The organism is Labrenzia sp. PHM005 (genome assembly GCF_006517275.1).
Classification (GTDB): Bacteria; Pseudomonadota; Alphaproteobacteria; order Rhizobiales; family Stappiaceae; genus Roseibium.
The window spans coordinates 2,440,264-2,458,228 of the sequence record NZ_CP041191.1; the positions used below are offsets into that span (position 1 = coordinate 2,440,264).

Below are 17,965 nucleotides of genomic sequence, written 5' to 3' on the forward strand. Positions count from 1 at the left end.
ACTTCTGGTCAGAGTGACCGGGTGGTCCGGATGAAGAACCATAGCCGTGCACACGTCCCGGCAATCACACCGAAGAGCATGCAGTAGCCGCCGCCTAGAGCACCATATTCCAACATCAGCGGATAAGCCGACGCCAACGTCACAGCCAAGTTAAACAGGCTGGCTGCAAAATTCTTCCGGGGAACGCCAAGCGCCCTGAGACCGAGGTTTTGCGCCAGTGTGAAACCGCGCAGCAAAACCACAAAGGCGAGCACGGCAAGCAGATGCCCCTGTCCAAAGAACTGGGGTTTGTCAAAGAGCCAGGCGAGCGCCGTATCTCCAGCTAAGAAAACGACAAGCCAATAGAGTGCGAGAGTACCGGTCACCGCAAGGGTTGTGCGATGAACAATCCCGAGCAGTTCAGACAAGTGTCCATCTGCCCAGGCTTTGGCGGTTCGCGGTTCAAGGATATTGCTCAAACCTAAGAGCAGGGGATTAGCGGCGGTAACAACTATCGAACAAGCGGCAAACAGACCTGCAGCCGCCACGCCTGAGAGAGCTGTGAGGATCCACAAGATCAGTGAGCCACCGAGTACTGCGATTTGCTGGGTGCCGAGGATCCATTTGCCAAAGCTCCAGTTCTTGGCAAGTTGCGGAGACACATCACGCCAATCGATTGAAAAGAAACGCCATTTTACGACAAGCCAAATCATGCCGGGTACAGCACTTGCCAAGCCCATGATCGCAAGTGCACTTGTTGCGGTCAGGGAAGCAGTGACGGCAAGCACCGCCAGACCTGCGATCTGCAGCGCTGAGACGCCCGCATCGAGCAGGAGGGCCGTGCCGACCTGAAAATGCGCAAAACACATTTTGCGGGCAAAGTTCTGTAGCAGCACAAATCCGACGACCAGAGCCAATGTGGAAAGAAATCCGAACTTACCGGCATAGCCGATGGCCGGAGCCACAACAGCAGCAGTCGCCAGAATGCCCGCGGAAATCGTACTTAACACAAGGGACAGCACAAGGGTGCTGCCTGCAAACCGGCGTTGGCCGGCAGCGCTCTCCCGTCGACCAAGCACGGCGTAGGGCGACATCAACAGCGATTCCTGCACGGTCACCATCAGGATAACGATTGAGAAACCGATCGCGTAAAGACCAAGTTCCTCCAGACCTGCAATCCGGCCAATAAGGATAGTCACCGCAAAACGGGTTCCACTGACCACGGCCTGATCAGCCAGTGCGGCAAATGACTGAAAAACATGAACACCGGATAACCCGTTTAATGCTGCTCGCATTTGTTCGCCGCCGTTCTTGATCCGGAAATGATGACCGCTGCATAGCTTGAATAACCGCCACATGTCGATGCATTGCGGAGTAATTGCAGGTTATTCAGATGGCGATTTGCGCTTTTGGGCAGATTTCTGAGGGCAAACGCCAACGATGATTCCAGACATTTTGGGGAGGTGGAGTAGTAAACCCAGACCTAAACTGAACCGGTTTGCCGTCCGAGTTAACCTTAATAATGAATTTAAGGTCTGATCATCGGCGTTAACCAAGATCCATAGGTAAAAAAAACGTAAATTGAGTGGTGTTGACGATGCCCGATATTAACTCTGCCGATGGATCTGATGAAACCTGATATTGTTCTCATAACCGGTTCTGCTGGCTTGATCGGCTCTGAAACAGCGCGTTTTTTCGGCGAGCAGGGCTATTCGATCGTTGGAATCGACAATGATTTCCGCGCCCGCTTTTTCGGCGAGGACGCGTCTACGGCCTGGAACCGGCAACAGCTTGAGGCACAACTGACCGACTACCGGCATTGTGATATTGACATCCGGCAAACGGATGCGATTGAAGCGCTCTTCGCCGAGCTAAGCGGCAGAATTGCGCTGGTGGTGCACACCGCCGCCCAACCGTCCCATGACTGGGCCGCCAAGGATCCGCAAACGGATTTCACGGTCAATGCCAACGGGACGCTGAACCTTCTGGAGGCGTGCCGCAAACACTGCCCGGAAGCGCCATTCATTTTTACCTCGACGAACAAGGTCTATGGCGATCGACCCAATCAGTTGCCGCTGATCGAACAGGCCAAGCGATGGGAGCTCGACCTAAACCATGCCTATGCGGCTCTCGGCATTGATGAAACGATGTCGATCGACAGCTGCCTGCACAGCCTGTTTGGCGCCTCAAAGGTCGCAGCTGATGTGCTGGTCCAGGAGTATGGGCGCTACTTCGGCATGAAGACCGCGTGTTTCCGTGGAGGCTGCCTGACCGGCCCAGCGCACAGCGGTACAGCGCTGCACGGCTTTCTTGCCTATCTGATCAAGTGCTGCGCGACCGGCCACCCCTACACTGTCCTTGGCTATGAGGGCAAACAGGTCCGCGACAACATTCACAGCGCCGATTTGGTGTCGGCCTTCTGGCATTTCTTTCAAGATCCCAAGTCCGCCGCGGTTTACAACATCGGCGGCGGACGGGACTGTAATTGCTCTATGTTGGAGGCCATCGAGCTGTGCGAGCAGATCACCGGCGTCAAACTCGACTGGAGTTACGATCCGCAAAACCGGACCGGCGATCACATCTGGTGGATTTCCGATACCAGCCGCTTCCGCAAAGACTTTCCTGGATGGTCCGCAAAGCGGTCGATCGCCGACATTCTTGAAGAAATCTATGCAGCCAACCGGCTGAAATGGCGGGATGCTGGATGATGTTGCACAAGGGCAAATTCAACGTTCTTGGCGTCTCGGTCGATGCGCTTGACTATGCCTATGCGGTAGATTCCGTTCTGGCCGCGGCAAAGGAAAACCGCCCATTCAAGGTAACTGCGCTTGCGGTCCACGGCGTCATGACCGGTGTTATGGATCCGGTGCACAGATGGCGCCTCAACGGTTTTGATCTGGTGACCCCTGATGGTCAACCCGTCCGCTGGGCGCTCAATCTTATTCACCGGACCAATTTGGCAAAACGGGTTTATGGTCCGGATCTCACGTTGCATGTGTGTGAAGCCGCCGCGAAAGATGGCATACCGGTCTATTTTTACGGCAGCCGGTCTGAAGTGCTGGAAGCGCTGGTATCGAGGCTGCAGGCCAAATTTCCCGAACTCAAAATCGCTGGCAGCGCACCGTCGCAATTCCGCCAGGTTTCATCCGATGAAAAGGAGCAAATCGCTCAGAAAATCCGCGAGAGCGGTGCCGGGATTGTCTTTGTTGGTCTTGGCTGCCCGCGCCAGGAAGTGTTTGTTCATGAGTTTGCCGAGGCAATTGGCAAACCCCTGCTCGCCGTCGGGGCCGCCTTTGACTTTCACGCAGGCTTGAAGCAGCAGGCCCCGCGCTGGATGCAGGATCGTGGCTTGGAGTGGTTCTTCCGGCTGATGCAAGAGCCGGGGCGTTTGTGGCGGCGGTATCTTGGGCTGAATTCCTATTTCCTGATCCTGCTTTTCTTGCAGACGGTCGGACTGCGGCGGTTTTCCGATAGCGGCTCGAAGCCGGCGGCGGAGGTCGGGTATGCCTGAAAGGTGCGCAGATGACAGCTAACCCGCATCGTGGGCCGGAAAGCAGATCCAGGGCGATCCCGCTGGACCCCTCTTTGGCGCACACCGGTTTCGGGCTGCGCGAATTGTTTCTTGTCTTTTGGAAAGGCACGCCGCTCATCCTTTTGTGCGCCGGTGTGGCTGTCGTTCTGGCCATCCTTTATGTCTGGATCACCCCACCGCTCTACAGTGCAACGGCGGAGCTGCTGATCGACCCAAGGCAGAAAGGTACATTTGAGAACGAAGTCTCGCCGACCGGACTGGGCCGGTCAGCCGCCGGTGCGGATACCCTGCTTCTCGACAGCCAAATTGCAGTTATGGAGTCCCAAGCGGTGATCGGCCGGTTGATCCGGGAGGAAAACCTTACCGAAGATCCGGAATTCGTCAGCTCGGATCGGGCCTCGATTGCTGGCGTAATCAAGACGGCACTGAAAGGCGCCATCTATGGTCCGAGACTGGAGCACTGGAACTCCATCAGTGGCTTTGACCGCGCCAATGCGACACTCCGCAAGCAGCTGCGCATTGAGCGGGAACGCAACACCTATGTGATTGCCATCACGATGCTTTCGGAAAGTTCGGAAAAAGCAGCTCTGGTCGCTAACAAGATTGCGGACATCTATATTGAGGAATCAAACAGCGCAGCTGCCGACACCACACTGGAAGCGGCCCAAAGCTTGCGATCCCGCTTGGATGAGCTGTCGCGCACTGCCCGCGCTGCAGCCCGCCAGGTGGAAGACTACCGCCGCGCCAATGATCTGATTGGGACACAAAACGTCCTGGTCGTCGAACAGCAGCTGCAGGACCTCAACGAACAGCTCACACAATCTCAGGGACGGGAAAAAGAAGCGCTTGCGACCCTCAACCAGGTCAAGGCGGCCGGTGTTTTGGGCGTTGCGGAACTTGGTCCCATTGCAGGCGTGCCGCAATCGCAGGTCTTGAGTCAATTGCAAACCAACTATGCAAATGTTGAGTCGACGGCTGCAGCGTTGTCGGTGTCCTTGATGGCGAACCACCCGCGCCTGATTGAACTCAGCGAACGCAAAAAGGCCCTTCAAGGGTCTATCACAGCCGAATATCAGCGGATTGTTGCCCGGCTACAGGTTGAATACGAGACAGCCGTTGAAAATACGCAAGCCCTGACCGCCGAAGTCGGCCGGCTACAGGCGCAGATGGCACTCTCCAACGAGAACTCGGTCGAACTGCAGGAATTGCAGCGCGAGGCAGATGCCAGCCAGGCGGTTTATCAGTCCTTCCTGACGCGCTCCAAGGAAGCGAGCGAGCAGATTGGTATTCCCAACAGCACCGCGCGAAAAATCTCGGAAGCCTATCCGGCCACACGGCCCAGCTTTCCAGCAGTCAAACTGTTGCTGCCGGCCGCCGCCGTTCTTGGTCTCCTGATCGGTGTCATCATTGTATGGGCGCGATATCTCCTGAAATCCGGAGAACCTGCTCGCGCGCCTCTGCCCCGCCAACCGATTCCGGACACGCACATACCAGTACGAACCTATAGGAGGCGCCAGCAATGAGCTGGTCTCTTGCTGCTTCGCCGGTAACCCGCTGCATTTGCGGTCCGGCAGGTTTGAAAGGACTGGCATGACAGCGCTTTTGAGTTACAAAGCCGGTCTGAGCCCTGCCTTTGAGCGGTTTGTTTGCGCCTTTGCCGCCATTGTTCCGGCGATCGTGATCGCTTATTCGCTGATTGTTGACCCGCTGATCAACCTTCAGCCTGTCGCAGAAGCAGGGTCTGGCGGAGCGCTTGATAGTGAGGAGAAATCGACACTCCTGGCTCAATTGCTTATCCCGTTTTTGTTTGTTGCGATGGCTTTTCTGGCCACCCTTCATCCCCCGCGCCGCTGGCAAAGTGTTCTGCCGGTGCTCGCCCCACTCTTGGCGTTTCTGGGATTTGCGATCATCTCGTCCGCTTGGTCGGCGATGCCCGTGCGCTCCTTGATGCTTGCGGTCTACCAAAGCCTGCTCTGCGCACTTTTGTTCTTGTCGGTCTGCATGTCAGACGATCCCAAACGGATCTTCCGCAATATCTTCTGGGCTTTTGCCGCGGCGATGGCCGTCAATTTGCTGTTTGTCATTCTGCGTCCAGCAGGGGCTATCGGGCACCAGGGCATCTATCCCTACAAGAACACGCTTGGCGCTGCCGCCGGATGTGCCTTGATCCTTGCACTCGCACATATCCCTAGCCGGCCACTGTTTCTCCGGTTCTGCGCTTTCATTACGCTGTTCCTTGCGGTTGTTGTTCTTGTTGCCAGTGAATCCAAAACGTCGATCGCACTCGCCTTGGCCGCTCCAGCCGCAGCATTGCTGGTTCTGGTCTTGTCCCGAAGGCTTCACGCTGGGGCTATGACAGTGTTGGCCAGCGGACTGATATTTGTCCTTGCTGCGACTATTGTTGCGACGCAGATTTGGTCTTTCAGAGCGGAAGACATTCTCGTTTGGACCTTCGGCGACCCGACTTTTACCGGACGCACGCACATTTGGGCATTCATCTCCAGCCATATTTCCGAAGCGCCGTTGGCCGGTCATGGTTATCGCGGGTTCTGGGGCGTGGGTGAGCTTTCGCCGAAGCTGCATTCGGAAATCGAGTTCATCCGGGAAACCGGCAGCAGTCACAATGGTTTCTTCGATGTCGCGCTAGACACTGGCATAATCGGCCTTGCCCTCCTCGCCGTGTTTGTCTTGGCAGTGCTTCGCGCTAGCGCAGTTGCTGCAGACGGAACTGGCACTGCCTTTCTGTTCCTCTCAATCGCGTTTTTTGTAATCGGCCGCAACATGATGGAGTCGGTCATCCTGTGGTCGACCTTCTTCGACAACCTTTTGTTTGTCCTATCCGGCCTTTCGGCTGCCTATCTCGGCGCGGAATTGCGCGCCGCGCGTCGGAGCGGTGTTGCGCAATACATGGGAGCGCGATGACGATGTTTCGTGTTCTTATGGTTCATAACCGCTACAAGACGCCCGGCGGCGAAGACATCTCCACACGCGCCGAAGTTGAACTGATGCGCGCCCACGGCCACGACGTCGATCTTTGGGAAACCAGCAACGAGCAGATCTCCGGAACAGGAAATGCGGCTCTAGCCCTCAACGCGATTTGGTCGAAATCAGCAACTGGAGAGTTACGCCGCCGGTTGGCTGCAAAGACATACGACCTGGTGCACGTCCAGAACTCCTTTCCGCTGCTGTCACCTTCAATCCTTGTGGAAGCTGCGAAACAGGGATTGGCAACCGTGCAGCACTTGAGGAATTACCGGCACCTTTGCGCCAACGCGAGCTTTTTCAGAGAGGGTCGGGTTTGTCATGAGTGCGCGCAAGCCAATTGGCCCTGGCGTGGCATTTTGCGCAAGTGCTACCGGGATAGCCGGGCGGCGAGTGCCGTTCCGGCCTTATCTGTGGCGGTTCACAGGCTGATTGGCACCTATGCGCATCACGTGGACGCCTATGTTGCGATATCTGATCACGTCCGGTCAGTTCATATCGCCGGCGGATTTCCTGCAGACCGGATCCGCCGCCGGTATTCGGCCTTTACTCCGGGACGGCAGGTGCCGTTTGGCGAGAGGCGGCGCGAGATCCTGTGTGCTTCCCGTTTATCGGAGGAAAAGGGGATCGATCACCTGATCCGGACTTGGCGGCTGCGACCGCGCAATGGAACGCTTACCATTGCCGGCTCGGGGCCATTGGAAGCTGATCTGCGCCATCTGGCCGCCAAAGATCCGAGCATTGTCTTTCTCGGACAACTGAGCACTGAGGATTTGATCGACCGGATTGCGCATAGCCGGGCTGTCATCAATTGCTGTTTGTGGGAAGAGCCGTTCGGAAACACCCCTGTGGAAGGGTTCGCCTGCGGTGTTCCGGCCATTGTCTCAGACGGAGGTGGATTGGCAGAAAGCGTTACCCATGAGGAGAACGGCTTGATTGTCGCGCCTGGAAACATGAACCAACTCGACCTCGCAATAGCTCGACTTCTAGATGACGACAGCTTGGCTACCGATCTCGGAAACAGAGCGTTGATTACCCACCGGGAACAGTTTCACCCGGACATCATCGCTGCGCAGACCGAACAGATCTACTACCAGGCCTTGCGCCACCGGCAAGACAAACCTTTACAGAAGGAGGGACGCCAGAAGTGTCAAGATACAGCATTGTGAAGTCCCATCCGGTCTTCGGTTATCTCTTCCGGCCATGGATCATTTCCAATCTTTATGAAGGCCTGTGTTTCCTGCTAAAGCATCGCAGGTGGCCGAATTTCAAAAAGACCGGCTACATTAATGACCTGTTGTTCCGCATCCGGGCAATGGAGTCCGATTACGTGTTCCGTTCGTTCACCTCGGACAAGGAATTCTCCAAGATTTTCATTCGCGGTGTCACCGGTGAAGATATGTGTGTTCCGACGTTGGCTGTGCTCCATACGGCCGAGGATGTTGACCAGTTTGCATTCCCGGACAATTGCGTGATCAAGCCGACGCATATGTCGAACGAGTTCTTGTTCCATAAATCCGGACCTTTGCCGGATGAAGCGCGGGAGCGGATGCGGCGGTGGTTCAAAATGAACTTCGCCGACATGACCGGGGAAAAAAATTATCAGCGTCTGCAGCCCAAAATCATCGTGGAGCCGTGGCTAGAGCTCAACGGCCAATTTGCCCATGATTTCCGATTTCACATGTATGACGGAAACGTTGCTTGGATCGGGCTTCGCGTGCGGGTCTCGACAGACAAAGAGATCAGCTATCAGTTAACGCCGGATTGGCACTTGAAGGATGGCCCGGGCATTGAGACAGAGGCTGGGTCTGTCGATATCGCTGCACTACGTCCCAAACAGATCGCCAGGATGATCGACATTGCTGAGCAGATCGCACGCTTCGCCGATTATGTTCGTGTCGATTTTTTCACGGATGGCGAGGATCAGCTCTTCGTCGGTGAAATTAGTCATATTTATGCCGGGGCCCGCAAAGTCTTTAAACACGTGGCGTCAGAACAGATTGAGAGCAGACCGGCCCGTCCAGGTGAGCACAACACCCAATCCACAACGGTGACGCCCAATGAGTGTTGATCAGGAGACCGAACCGGATTTCTCCGGCGTTACGGGGTGGGAAGATTATCCAGAATTTGACGAACGAGCAGCGCGCTGTGTGGCGTCTCCCTTCAAGAGGCTGATTGATCTTTTCGGCAGTGCGGCTGGGCTGATTATTCTAGCGCCGGGTTTGATCCTGCTTGGACTTGCGATCCGTTTTCAGGACGGCGGCCCGATCTTCTTCCGGCAAAAACGTACTGGACTACATGGGAAATCATTCCGGATCTGGAAATTCAGAACGATGCGGCACCTGACGGCACGACAGCCCTTTGAACAGACAAAAGGCAAGTATGATCCGCGTGTGACACGGCTTGGCCGGTGGCTGCGGGCCTGGAGCCTGGATGAGTTGCCGCAGCTGATAAATGTCTTGACCGGTGATATGTCGCTGGTGGGACCACGGCCACATCCGGTGGAACTGGATGCTGTTCTGGCACCTCAGTTCTCATGCTTTGCACTGCGCTACTCGGTTCGGCCCGGAATAACGGGAGTTGCGCAAACAAATGGCGCCCGGGGGCCTATTGCGGATTTGTCCGATATGCGACGGCGGTTGGATTTTGATCTGCGTTATATCCGCAACTGGTCGGTCGGTGGCGATGTTTTGATCGCGCTGGCAACGCTCAGGTCTCTCCGATCAGACAGAAGCACTTCCAGGTAAGTGGTCTACGCTACAAATGAATATCGAAGAGTGGTAGCGGGAGAGGGATTCGAATCCCCGACACGCTGATTATGATTCCAACGGAATGAAGCATATTGAACGTTAACTCAGTTCGTTTTTGATGATTTGAGATCATCGATGTTTTGTAATTTCGGATCAGAAATCTGCGTCGCAGTTACAGCTGTAAGCGTCCAAGCGTCGGCTTGCTTGCTATTCGTGGCTACAGCCAATCTGCCAGCACTCGAGAGATAAAGCTGAACCCATCTGCCCACTTCCCAAAAAGAATACTTCGAGCGCTGGGCACAAAAGCATGATTTCGAGATCATGGGCTGGAGTATGATTTCCGAGGAATGTGGCCGTGCCGGAATGGGATCTGATCGGTCGATGTGGACGCCTGTTAGCAATATTAGGTTTCGAAATTTGCCTTCGATGTCTTTCGATTTTTCCATTTTGGTTTCAAGATCGCTTGCTTGACGGGTTCCAAACGGTCAATGTCAGTCATTAGGCGGCTAAAAAAGCTGCTTTTGAAGGGGTTCAATTGAGCATGCAGCCCAATTGAACAATCAAATAACGTTCTGGGAGGAACTCATATGAAACGGATTGCAACACTTCTTGCGTCGGCGGCGGCTGTCGCGGTGTTTTCATTCGCCGGTGCAGCGCAGGCGGAAGAGTGCCCGCGGGGTGATCTCGACAAGCGTTTTTGCGATGTTGATGGTGATTTGATTGCCGATATTCCAACAGACGCCAGTAAACTGATAGATCCGGATACTCTTATTTTTGCCTACACACCTGTTGAAGATCCTGCGGTCTACAAGACTGCCTGGTCGGATTTCCTGACCCACCTTGAGGCCGAAACTGGCAAGAAAGTTGTTTTCTTCCCGGTTCAGTCGAATGCGGCTCAGATTGAAGCCATGCGCTCCGGCCGGTTACATATCGCCGGATTTAACACCGGCTCAAATCCTCTTGCCGTGAACTGTGCCGGTTTCCGGCCGTTCACGATCATGGCGTCGAAAGACGGCAATTTCGGTTATGAAATGGAAATCCTGACCTATCCGGGATCGGGCATAGAGAAGGTAGAAGACATCAAAGGCAAACAGCTTGCCTTTACATCGCCTACGTCCAATTCTGGTTTCAAAGCGCCGTCGGCTATTTTGAAAGCTGATTTTGACATGCAGGCAGAGCGCGATTTCGAACCGGTTTATTCCGGCAAGCATGACAACTCGATCCTGGGTGTTGCCAACAAGGATTACCCAGCTGCTTCGATCGCAAACTCGGTGCTGTCCCGCATGATCCAACGTGATGTGATCAAGCCGGATCAGGTAGTCTCTATCTATAAATCACAGACATTCCCGACAACGGGTTTTGGAACAGCTTACAACCTGACGCCTGAACTGCAGGATAAGATCCGCAATGCGTTCTTCAACTTCGAGTGGGAAGGCACAACGCTGCAGACAGAATTCGAAAAGTCGAATGAAGGCCAGTTCCTGGAAATGACCTATCAAGAGTTCTGGGAAGTTATCCGCAAAATCGATGCCGCAAATGGTGTCAGCTACGCTTGCGAATAATCCTTTTTGAGGTGGCCCTGCAGGGGCCACTTTTTTTAACGACTTTAAGATTCTAGGGGGCTTCATGCTGCGGCTGAAGAAGCTTGTTAAGACGTACAAGACCGGGGATCAGGCACTCAAGGCTGTCGATCTGGAAATTCCGCAAGGCCAAGTTCTGGCGCTGATTGGGCCATCAGGCGCGGGAAAATCAACCATGATTCGTTGCATCAACCGATTGGTTGAGCCGAGCAGTGGAGAAGTCTGGCTGGAAGATACCGAACTGACCACGTTGTCGTCTGGTGGTCTGCGCCATAAACGGCGCGAAATGGGGATGATTTTTCAGGAATATGCCCTGGTTGAACGTTTGACGGTCATGGAAAATGTCTTGTCCGGCCGCCTTGGGTACGTCGGTTTTTGGCGCAGTTTTCTGCGGCGGTATCCGCAGGAAAGTGTCGATGAAGCCTTTCGTCTTCTGGATCGTGTCGGCCTGCTGGCTATGGCGGACAAACGCGCTGATGAACTTTCCGGCGGCCAGCGCCAAAGGGTTGGTATTTGCCGGGCGTTGATCCAAAACCCGAAGCTGCTTCTGGTCGACGAACCGACGGCCTCGCTCGACCCCAAGACTTCCCGTCAGATTATGCGTCTTATCTGCGAATTGTGTGAAGAACGCGGACTTGCGGCAATCATCAACATCCACGATGTCGCGCTGGCCAAAATGTTCGTTCAACGCGTGGTCGGTCTGCGGTTTGGTAGCATCGAATTTGATGGCCGTCCGGAAGAGCTGACACCGGATGTTCTGACATCGATCTATGGCGAAGAGGATTGGGAAGCGACCATCGAGAAGGTCGAAGATGAGGACGATCATCCTCATGGCGGCTTTGATGAGAAAGCCGGGGTCGCCGCGTTATGAGCAGTGAACTGGACGCGCTCATCGGGCAAAAGTGGAAGAAGCCACCATTTATCAAACGCACGTGGCTTCGCTGGACCCTCGGCATAGGGTTTACCGCCTATCTGATTGCGGCTTTCATGACCATCGATGTCAATTGGAGCCGGGTCTACGAGGGTCTTGATCGGGGGGCGGCGTTCATTCTGGCCTTCACGTCGCCAGACTTTATTTCGCGTGCTGCCGATATTCGTGACGGGATCCTTGAAAGCATCATCATGACCGTCGCCGCTTCGGTCGTGGGGATTGCGATCTCCATTCCTATTGGACTGGGAGCGGCCCGCAACATTGCACCCTTACCGGTTTATTTGGTGTGCCGCGGGATTGTGGCTATCAGCAGGGCGCTACAGGAAATCATCGTTGCGATCCTGCTCGTGGCGATCTTTGGGTTCGGACCGCTGGCCGGTTTCCTGACCTTGAGTTTTGCGACCATCGGCTTCCTGTCAAAACTCCTGGCGGAAGACATTGAAAGCATGGACAAAGTCCAGGCTGAGGCGATCAAAGCTTCTGGTGCCCGTTGGCTTCAATGGATCAATTATGGTGTCCAGCCACAAGTGATGCCACGGCTTGTTGGGCTCAGCATGTACCGGATCGATATCAATTTCCGCGAAAGCGCGATCCTTGGCCTTGTTGGGGCTGGCGGGATCGGGGCAACGCTGAACACAGCGTTCGACCGTTACGAATATGATACGGCCGCTGCAATCCTGATCATCATCATCTTGATCGTTATGGCGCTGGAATATCTGTCCGGCATTATCCGGGCGAAGGTGCAATAATGCCAGTACTTGAGAAAAACGGCCTGAAGGTCTGGCAGCGCCGGACCCAAGGTGAAACCCTGTTGCGCTGGGCAGCTTGGCTGACGGGCACCGCTGTCTTCGTCTATTGCTGGCAGCAGATATCTGAATCCACCACCTGGTTCTTCGTCTGGGACGCTCCGCGTATTGCTGAGGATATCTGGACAAGAGCAACACCGCCGCGCTGGGAATATATCACCCAGCTTGGCAAACCAGTGTGGGACACGCTCAATATCGCGACGCTTGGAACGCTGATCGCCTTGTGTCTGGCAGTGCCAGTGGCCTTTCTGGCAGCGCGTAATACAACACCTTCAGCGACGTTCATCCGCCCAATCGCGCTGCTGATCATCGTTTCTACGCGTTCTATCAACTCGCTGATCTGGGCCTTGCTCTTGATCGCAGTCATCGGACCGGGGGTTCTGGCGGGCGTGGTCGCAATTGCGATCCGGTCAATCGGTTTCTGCGCCAAACTCCTTTATGAGGCGATTGAAGAGATTGATCATACCCAGGTTGAGGCAATAACGGCGACAGGGGCATCCCGGTGGCAAGTGATGGCTTACGGCATCGTTCCACAAATTGCGCCAGCATTTGCTGGCGTTGCCGTGTTCAGATGGGATATCAATATCCGTGAATCAACGGTCCTTGGACTCGTCGGGGCCGGCGGAATTGGACTACAGCTCTCCTCTTCGCTCAACGTTTTGGCCTGGCCACAGGTCAGCCTGATCCTGTTGGTAATCCTGGCAGCGGTCGTCTTGAGCGAGTGGGTCTCGGCAAAGGTACGGGAAGCAATTATTTGACCGACATGACATTGGAAAAAGCGTTCGCGGCCTATGAGGCCGCGCGCGTACGTTTGCCTGAAGCGCAAGAGGGCGGGCGTGCCACCCCGTGCGGAAATCTCGATGACATTGCAGATCAGTTCGATGTCTTTCTGCTCGACGCCTTTGGGGTGCTGAATATCGGCGAACACGCAATTCCAGGTGTTCCAGAGCGGGTTGCCGGTCTGCAGGCCAAGGGAAAGCGCGTTTTTGTTGTGACAAATGCCGCAGGGTATTCAAATGCCACCTTAATGGCAAAGTATGCCCGCCTTGGCTACGATTTTGCCCCGGAAAATGTCATTTCGAGCAGAATGACGCTGCTGCACGCTTTGACCCGTGAGCCGAAACGGTATTGGGGTGCCATGCTGTCCAAGGCTGCTGGGCTTGCTGACCTTGAAAACATCGATCTCACGCGCCTGGAAGAAGACCGCTCTGATTATGCCAAAGCGGAAGGCTTCTTATGCCTTGGGGCGGCAGAGTGGACCGAGGAACGGCAGGCTTTGCTGGAAGCGGCGCTTCTGGAGCATCCACGGCCGGTTCTGGTCGCCAATCCGGATATCGTAGCGCCGCGCGAAAACGGATTTTCGACGGAACCAGGCAGTTATGCGCACCGGCTGGCTGACAAAACCGGTGTCGCACCGCGATTTTACGGAAAACCCTTCGCCAATATCTATGACCTGGTGTTCGAGCGCCTGGGCGGTAGTGCCGACCGAAGCCGGATCGTTATGGTTGGCGACAGTCTTCACACCGATATTCTTGGGGCGCAAACTGCGGGAGTCTCGTCTGCTCTGATATCGGGTTATGGTTTTTTTGCAGGAACACCGATTCCTGGACTCATTGCGCAATCAGGTATCTGCCCTGACTACATTCTTGACCGGCCGTGACCCTTGATTGGCGGTAGTAGAGGGCCTCGAATCCCCGATAAAGGGATTAGTATTTCAATGGAACAGCCTTGAAGTTCGTCGTTGTGACCTGACTTCGCGCTTTTTGGGCAGAGTTCTGGCGCTGTAACCATCTACATTGACTTCTGCAGGTGGTTTTTATGAAACCTGTCATTGGTTTGATGTTTGTTCGGGAATATCCGGAAGGGATATTGCCACGCGAAGCTCGGGCAACGCCCTCTCGGCTTTTCCAGTATCGAGATATCAAACGCAGGGCATCAGAGCACGAAACAGAAATCGCTGGCTGGCTCGCGATTGGTGAAGATGCTAATCGGCCTCTGCGGCCAGTGTGATCCTGATTCAATTCCGATTCATGGCGCAAGCCAATCGCACAGCCTTCCGGCGCCGACAGGTTGCTTCGAAGATCTCGACGCTCACGGAGGCCAAGGCGTCCATCGCGTGTGCGGCTGGAGCGGCCCTAGTCGTTGCGGGAGCCCCGCTGGCACTCCTCCCGATCGTTCTGCTGTTAAGCGTGCCCGGGATCTCTTGGTGCCTCCGTCCAAAGCCCGGCGCGGATGTTCAAAGGATATATGTACCTGAAGCACACAGATCCGTAGGTTCTGTTCATCAACCAGGCATAAACGCGGCCGTGGTTGATCTCGCCTGCCCAGGGATCCTCCGGAAGCTGTTTTGTTGGTTCGATCCTGGTTCTGAGAGAGTTGATATAGAGGAGGTCCTGCAACGGAAAGAAAGCTTTTCAACTCTTCTTCTTTCAAGGTACCACTAAAAAATCCTAACCTGTTTTCGGGGAAATATACTCATGGCCAAAGCTCCTTCACCCAAGACCTCAAGATCGTTTCAACTCAAAGAAACGACCTGGCCGTTGGAGTGGGGGAGGCAGGTTGGGGTCTATATGTTGATGAAGGAGGTACGGCAAACCTCACCGGGCCGCTCGGAGATTGAAGGCTACGGCGAGCGTATCAACCTAAGTTCCTATTCTTATCTGGGCCTGTTGCGGCATCCGGCGATTGACAAGGCGGCTAAAGACGCCGTCGATACCCATTCAACCGGTGGGCATGGCGTGCGGCTGCTTTCAGGTACCAACACACTTCATACCCAGCTTGAGCAACGCCTGGCTGATATCCGGGGAGCAGACGCATGCATAACATTCGGCAGCGGCTACAATGCGAACCTGTCCACGATTTCAGCGCTTGTCGGTCCAGGGGACTATGTCGTCAGCGACAAGTTTAATCATGCATCCATTGTTGACGGGTGCCTGATTTCCCGCGCGAAATTTCTACGATACAATCACAATGATCCCGATCATCTCCATGAACGGTTGCGCCAAATTCCGCAGGACGCAAATGTGCTTGTTGTCAGTGACGGTGTGTTTTCAATGGACGGTGACATTATGAACCTTCCGAAGATTTCAGAAGTCTGCAAGGAGCATGGTGCGCTCCTGATGGTAGACGAAGCACATTCCTTTGGTGTGATCGGAGAGACTGGAAAGGGAATTGAAGAGCATTTCGGCTGTGGGGCGGACGCAATCGATATCAAGATGGGAACACTCTCCAAGGCAATTCCGAGCAATGGCGGGTATATTTGCGCTTCCGCAGAAATTGTCGAATATCTGAAACACCAGGCGCGGGGGTTCATCTTTTCAGCTGCAATGACACCTGCAAATGCAGCCGCCGCGCTTGCGGCCCTGGAGGTGATCGAGAAGGAGCCAGAGCGGATTTCGCGCCTGCATTCGAACGCGGCCAAATTCCGTGATTTGCTGACATCAGGCGGCGTCGATACCCTGCAATCGAAGACAGCAATTGTTCCGGCCTATTGCAAAGAAGACAAACGCGCCTGGTTCCTCGCTAAACACTGCATGGAACATGGTGTTTACGTCCATGGCATTCCTTATCCGGTGGTGGCAAAGGGGACAGCGAGGTTGAGGTGTAGCATCACGGCAAACCATACGGCTGATGACATTGCCCGAGCCGCTGAAGTCGTGTGCATGGCGTTCTCCGAAGTGCGGTAATCTCCAAGGTCTGGTCTGAAACTTGAACCTTATATCCTGCATGATATGGGCTGCAGATGTGGCTGTATTCGCCAATGCATGGCTCGATGTGATGATCCACGTGATTGCGGTATGAGCGCAGGGTTGGTCGCTCCATCTCATCACGTTCGCAGCGTTTGACCCATGCTCTGCATGCGTCACTGATTGTCTTGTTGTTTGTCATTGTGCTCGTTCAAGTCCCTGACGAACAACAGTCTAGGACGGGCGGCAGATGGTGCCGGGTGTTTTCCAGTCCGAAGATGAAAAATGCTAATGATGATCAGTGCTGGATCGAAGTCTTAGAAAAACCGAGCCAATGTCTGGGGGATGCCTTCTGGGTCCTTCAGCATTTTCATGCCAATCCCCGGAACATTAGGCGAATTGATCGGAGATTATTGATGATGGCGTAGCGTCGTGAGTTATATCAAGGCGAAGTGAATTGTTAGAGGTGTGCCGAAGAACAAGTGCGATAACATTCCAGATATTTGCCCATATTGGACACACAAGGTCAGAAATGTAAGCTTGTCCAACGATTGTTTCAGTTTAAGAAACTGTGGTATTGGCGAACGACCTAGCTGATGCACGATATGGCGTATTCATATTGTCGGGATCATCAGATATGCCTGAGAATGTAGCATTATCGATTGATTTCAATGGCGATGTCTTTGAAGCACAGCGCCAACTGCGGCGCTATCTGCTGGATCAGCCTGTTGTCCGTTACGCTCCAGCGCGTGATCTCGCTGCTCATATGCTGCTCAATCTCGATGATTTGCCGGGGTGTTGGTCATTAGCGACAAATTGGCTGAGAGCAAAACTTGGATGCCAGCGGGTTGATGCCGGGTTTGGCGCTTCCCGCGACTTCAATTATTTTCCAAGCCTGGCTGAAGCAAAGAACCCGGATTATGATGTACCCTCTTTTGGAGGGGCTGCGGTCTTCAATCAGGATCCAGCCATGCAAGCGATGTGGCTGGGGTCGCGACCGGTTGTGTTTGCCGATATTACGCAGGACCGTCGAGTCTCAAAACGCCTTCGCAACAGAATGTCCGGTGCCCAGACCAAATCAAAATTTGGTAGCGCTCTGCGAACAATAGATGGCAGCTACGGTTTGATCTGTGCTGATTGGACTGAACATCACGCACCAAGCGACTCCGGCCTGCTGGATTGTTTCGAGCACACCGTTGCAGATGTCTTGAGCCCGGTCATTGCTGTTTCCAAGCAGATCACGGCACAATCCGCTTCAGTGACAGATACAGTTCCGGACAGTGCCAGACCGATAACTACATCGTCTGATCAGCCAGGAGCGGATCTACTACAATTGCTGACCGAGTCAGAAATCGAAGTCGCCCGGCTTGCCGCTCGGGGGTTGAGCTACAAGGAAATCGCTCGAATTCGCGACAGGTCATTTTCTACAATTGATCACCAACTCCGCAGTATCCGTCATAAGACTGGTGTTACCAGTACATCGGCGCTTGTCAGTCTACTTGTGAAAGCCGGAATTCTGGCACAATAAGCGGCAATATATGTGATAGTTTTCCTTTGAATTACTGACGCTTAGTGTGCCAGCTTCCTTCTATCGCGAATGTTCGCGATAGAAGGCATCGCCGCGCCTTTGATAGCTTTCCTCCAGACCATCAGTGCCTTCCCTGAACTCTCAAACGAGAAGGGTAAGACACATGCCAGGGCATTAATGAATGCCGAATT

16 protein-coding genes are annotated in these 17,965 nt (G+C 54.4%); 15 read left to right on the top strand and 1 reads right to left on the bottom strand.

The genetic code is table 11. From position 1 onward, the window contains the following. Positions 1-8: 8 nt before the first annotated feature. Complete coding sequence (locus FJ695_RS11015; protein ID WP_141185497.1) at positions 9-1,274, bottom strand: lipopolysaccharide biosynthesis protein; 1,266 nt, start codon at positions 1,272-1,274, stop codon at positions 9-11. A 333-nt stretch (positions 1,275-1,607) separates the two neighbouring features. Here FJ695_RS11015 and FJ695_RS11020 point away from each other — a divergent pair, with 333 nt between their 5' ends. From FJ695_RS11020 to FJ695_RS11090, 15 genes are all read left to right on the top strand, one after another. After that, entirely contained in the window at positions 1,608-2,687 is a 1,080-nt protein-coding gene (locus tag FJ695_RS11020; RefSeq protein ID WP_141185498.1) for an NAD-dependent epimerase/dehydratase family protein, read from the top strand. Next, positions 2,684-3,490: a WecB/TagA/CpsF family glycosyltransferase gene (locus tag FJ695_RS11025; RefSeq protein ID WP_209011004.1), complete on the top strand. Its 807-nt coding sequence runs from the start codon at positions 2,684-2,686 to the stop codon at positions 3,488-3,490. The genes FJ695_RS11020 and FJ695_RS11025 overlap by 4 nt, the downstream gene beginning before the upstream one ends. Before the next feature lie 11 nt (positions 3,491-3,501). Beyond that, complete coding sequence (locus FJ695_RS11030; protein ID WP_141185499.1) at positions 3,502-5,034, top strand: GumC family protein; 1,533 nt, start codon at positions 3,502-3,504, stop codon at positions 5,032-5,034. A 67-nt stretch (positions 5,035-5,101) separates the two neighbouring features. Continuing rightward, positions 5,102-6,433 carry an O-antigen ligase gene (locus FJ695_RS11035; RefSeq protein ID WP_141185500.1) on the top strand — a complete coding sequence of 444 codons (1,332 nt, stop codon included), beginning with the start codon at positions 5,102-5,104 and terminating at the stop codon, positions 6,431-6,433. Positions 6,434-6,435: 2 nt separating this feature from the next. Next, positions 6,436-7,662, top strand: coding sequence for a glycosyltransferase family 4 protein (locus FJ695_RS11040; RefSeq protein ID WP_168206321.1), 1,227 nt, complete (start codon positions 6,436-6,438; stop codon positions 7,660-7,662). Next, positions 7,641-8,564: an ATP-grasp fold amidoligase family protein gene (locus tag FJ695_RS11045; protein ID WP_141185502.1), complete on the top strand. Its 924-nt coding sequence runs from the start codon at positions 7,641-7,643 to the stop codon at positions 8,562-8,564. Before FJ695_RS11040 ends, FJ695_RS11045 begins: the two co-directional genes overlap by 22 nt. Beyond that, complete coding sequence (locus tag FJ695_RS11050) at positions 8,554-9,240, top strand: sugar transferase (protein ID WP_141185503.1); 687 nt, start codon at positions 8,554-8,556, stop codon at positions 9,238-9,240. The genes FJ695_RS11045 and FJ695_RS11050 overlap by 11 nt, the downstream gene beginning before the upstream one ends. Positions 9,241-9,830: 590 nt before the next feature. Continuing rightward, a complete protein-coding gene (gene phnD / locus FJ695_RS11055) occupies positions 9,831-10,805 on the top strand; it encodes a phosphate/phosphite/phosphonate ABC transporter substrate-binding protein (protein ID WP_141185504.1) in 975 nt (324 codons plus the stop codon). 64 nt (positions 10,806-10,869) lie between these two features. Beyond that, complete coding sequence (phnC, locus tag FJ695_RS11060; protein ID WP_141185505.1) at positions 10,870-11,694, top strand: phosphonate ABC transporter ATP-binding protein; 825 nt, start codon at positions 10,870-10,872, stop codon at positions 11,692-11,694. Next, positions 11,691-12,503, top strand: coding sequence for a phosphonate ABC transporter, permease protein PhnE (gene phnE / locus FJ695_RS11065; protein ID WP_141185506.1), 813 nt, complete (start codon positions 11,691-11,693; stop codon positions 12,501-12,503). The genes phnC and phnE (FJ695_RS11065) overlap by 4 nt, the downstream gene beginning before the upstream one ends. Further along, complete coding sequence (gene phnE / locus FJ695_RS11070) at positions 12,503-13,318, top strand: phosphonate ABC transporter, permease protein PhnE (RefSeq protein ID WP_141185507.1); 816 nt, start codon at positions 12,503-12,505, stop codon at positions 13,316-13,318. Before phnE (FJ695_RS11065) ends, phnE (FJ695_RS11070) begins: the two co-directional genes overlap by 1 nt. Before the next feature lie 5 nt (positions 13,319-13,323). Continuing rightward, the gene (locus FJ695_RS11075; protein ID WP_141188681.1) at positions 13,324-14,220 is read left to right on the top strand and encodes a TIGR01459 family HAD-type hydrolase; all 897 of its coding nucleotides are present in this window, start codon (positions 13,324-13,326) and stop codon (positions 14,218-14,220) included. A gap of 158 nt (positions 14,221-14,378) precedes the next feature. Further along, positions 14,379-14,570, top strand: a complete 192-nt coding sequence (locus tag FJ695_RS11080) for a hypothetical protein (RefSeq protein ID WP_141185508.1) — start codon at positions 14,379-14,381, stop codon at positions 14,568-14,570. A gap of 467 nt (positions 14,571-15,037) precedes the next feature. Further along, a complete protein-coding gene (locus FJ695_RS11085; RefSeq protein ID WP_141185509.1) occupies positions 15,038-16,246 on the top strand; it encodes an aminotransferase class I/II-fold pyridoxal phosphate-dependent enzyme in 1,209 nt (402 codons plus the stop codon). 637 nt (positions 16,247-16,883) lie between these two features. Next, complete coding sequence (locus tag FJ695_RS11090) at positions 16,884-17,774, top strand: response regulator transcription factor (protein ID WP_141185510.1); 891 nt, start codon at positions 16,884-16,886, stop codon at positions 17,772-17,774. Positions 17,775-17,965 lie beyond the last annotated feature (191 nt).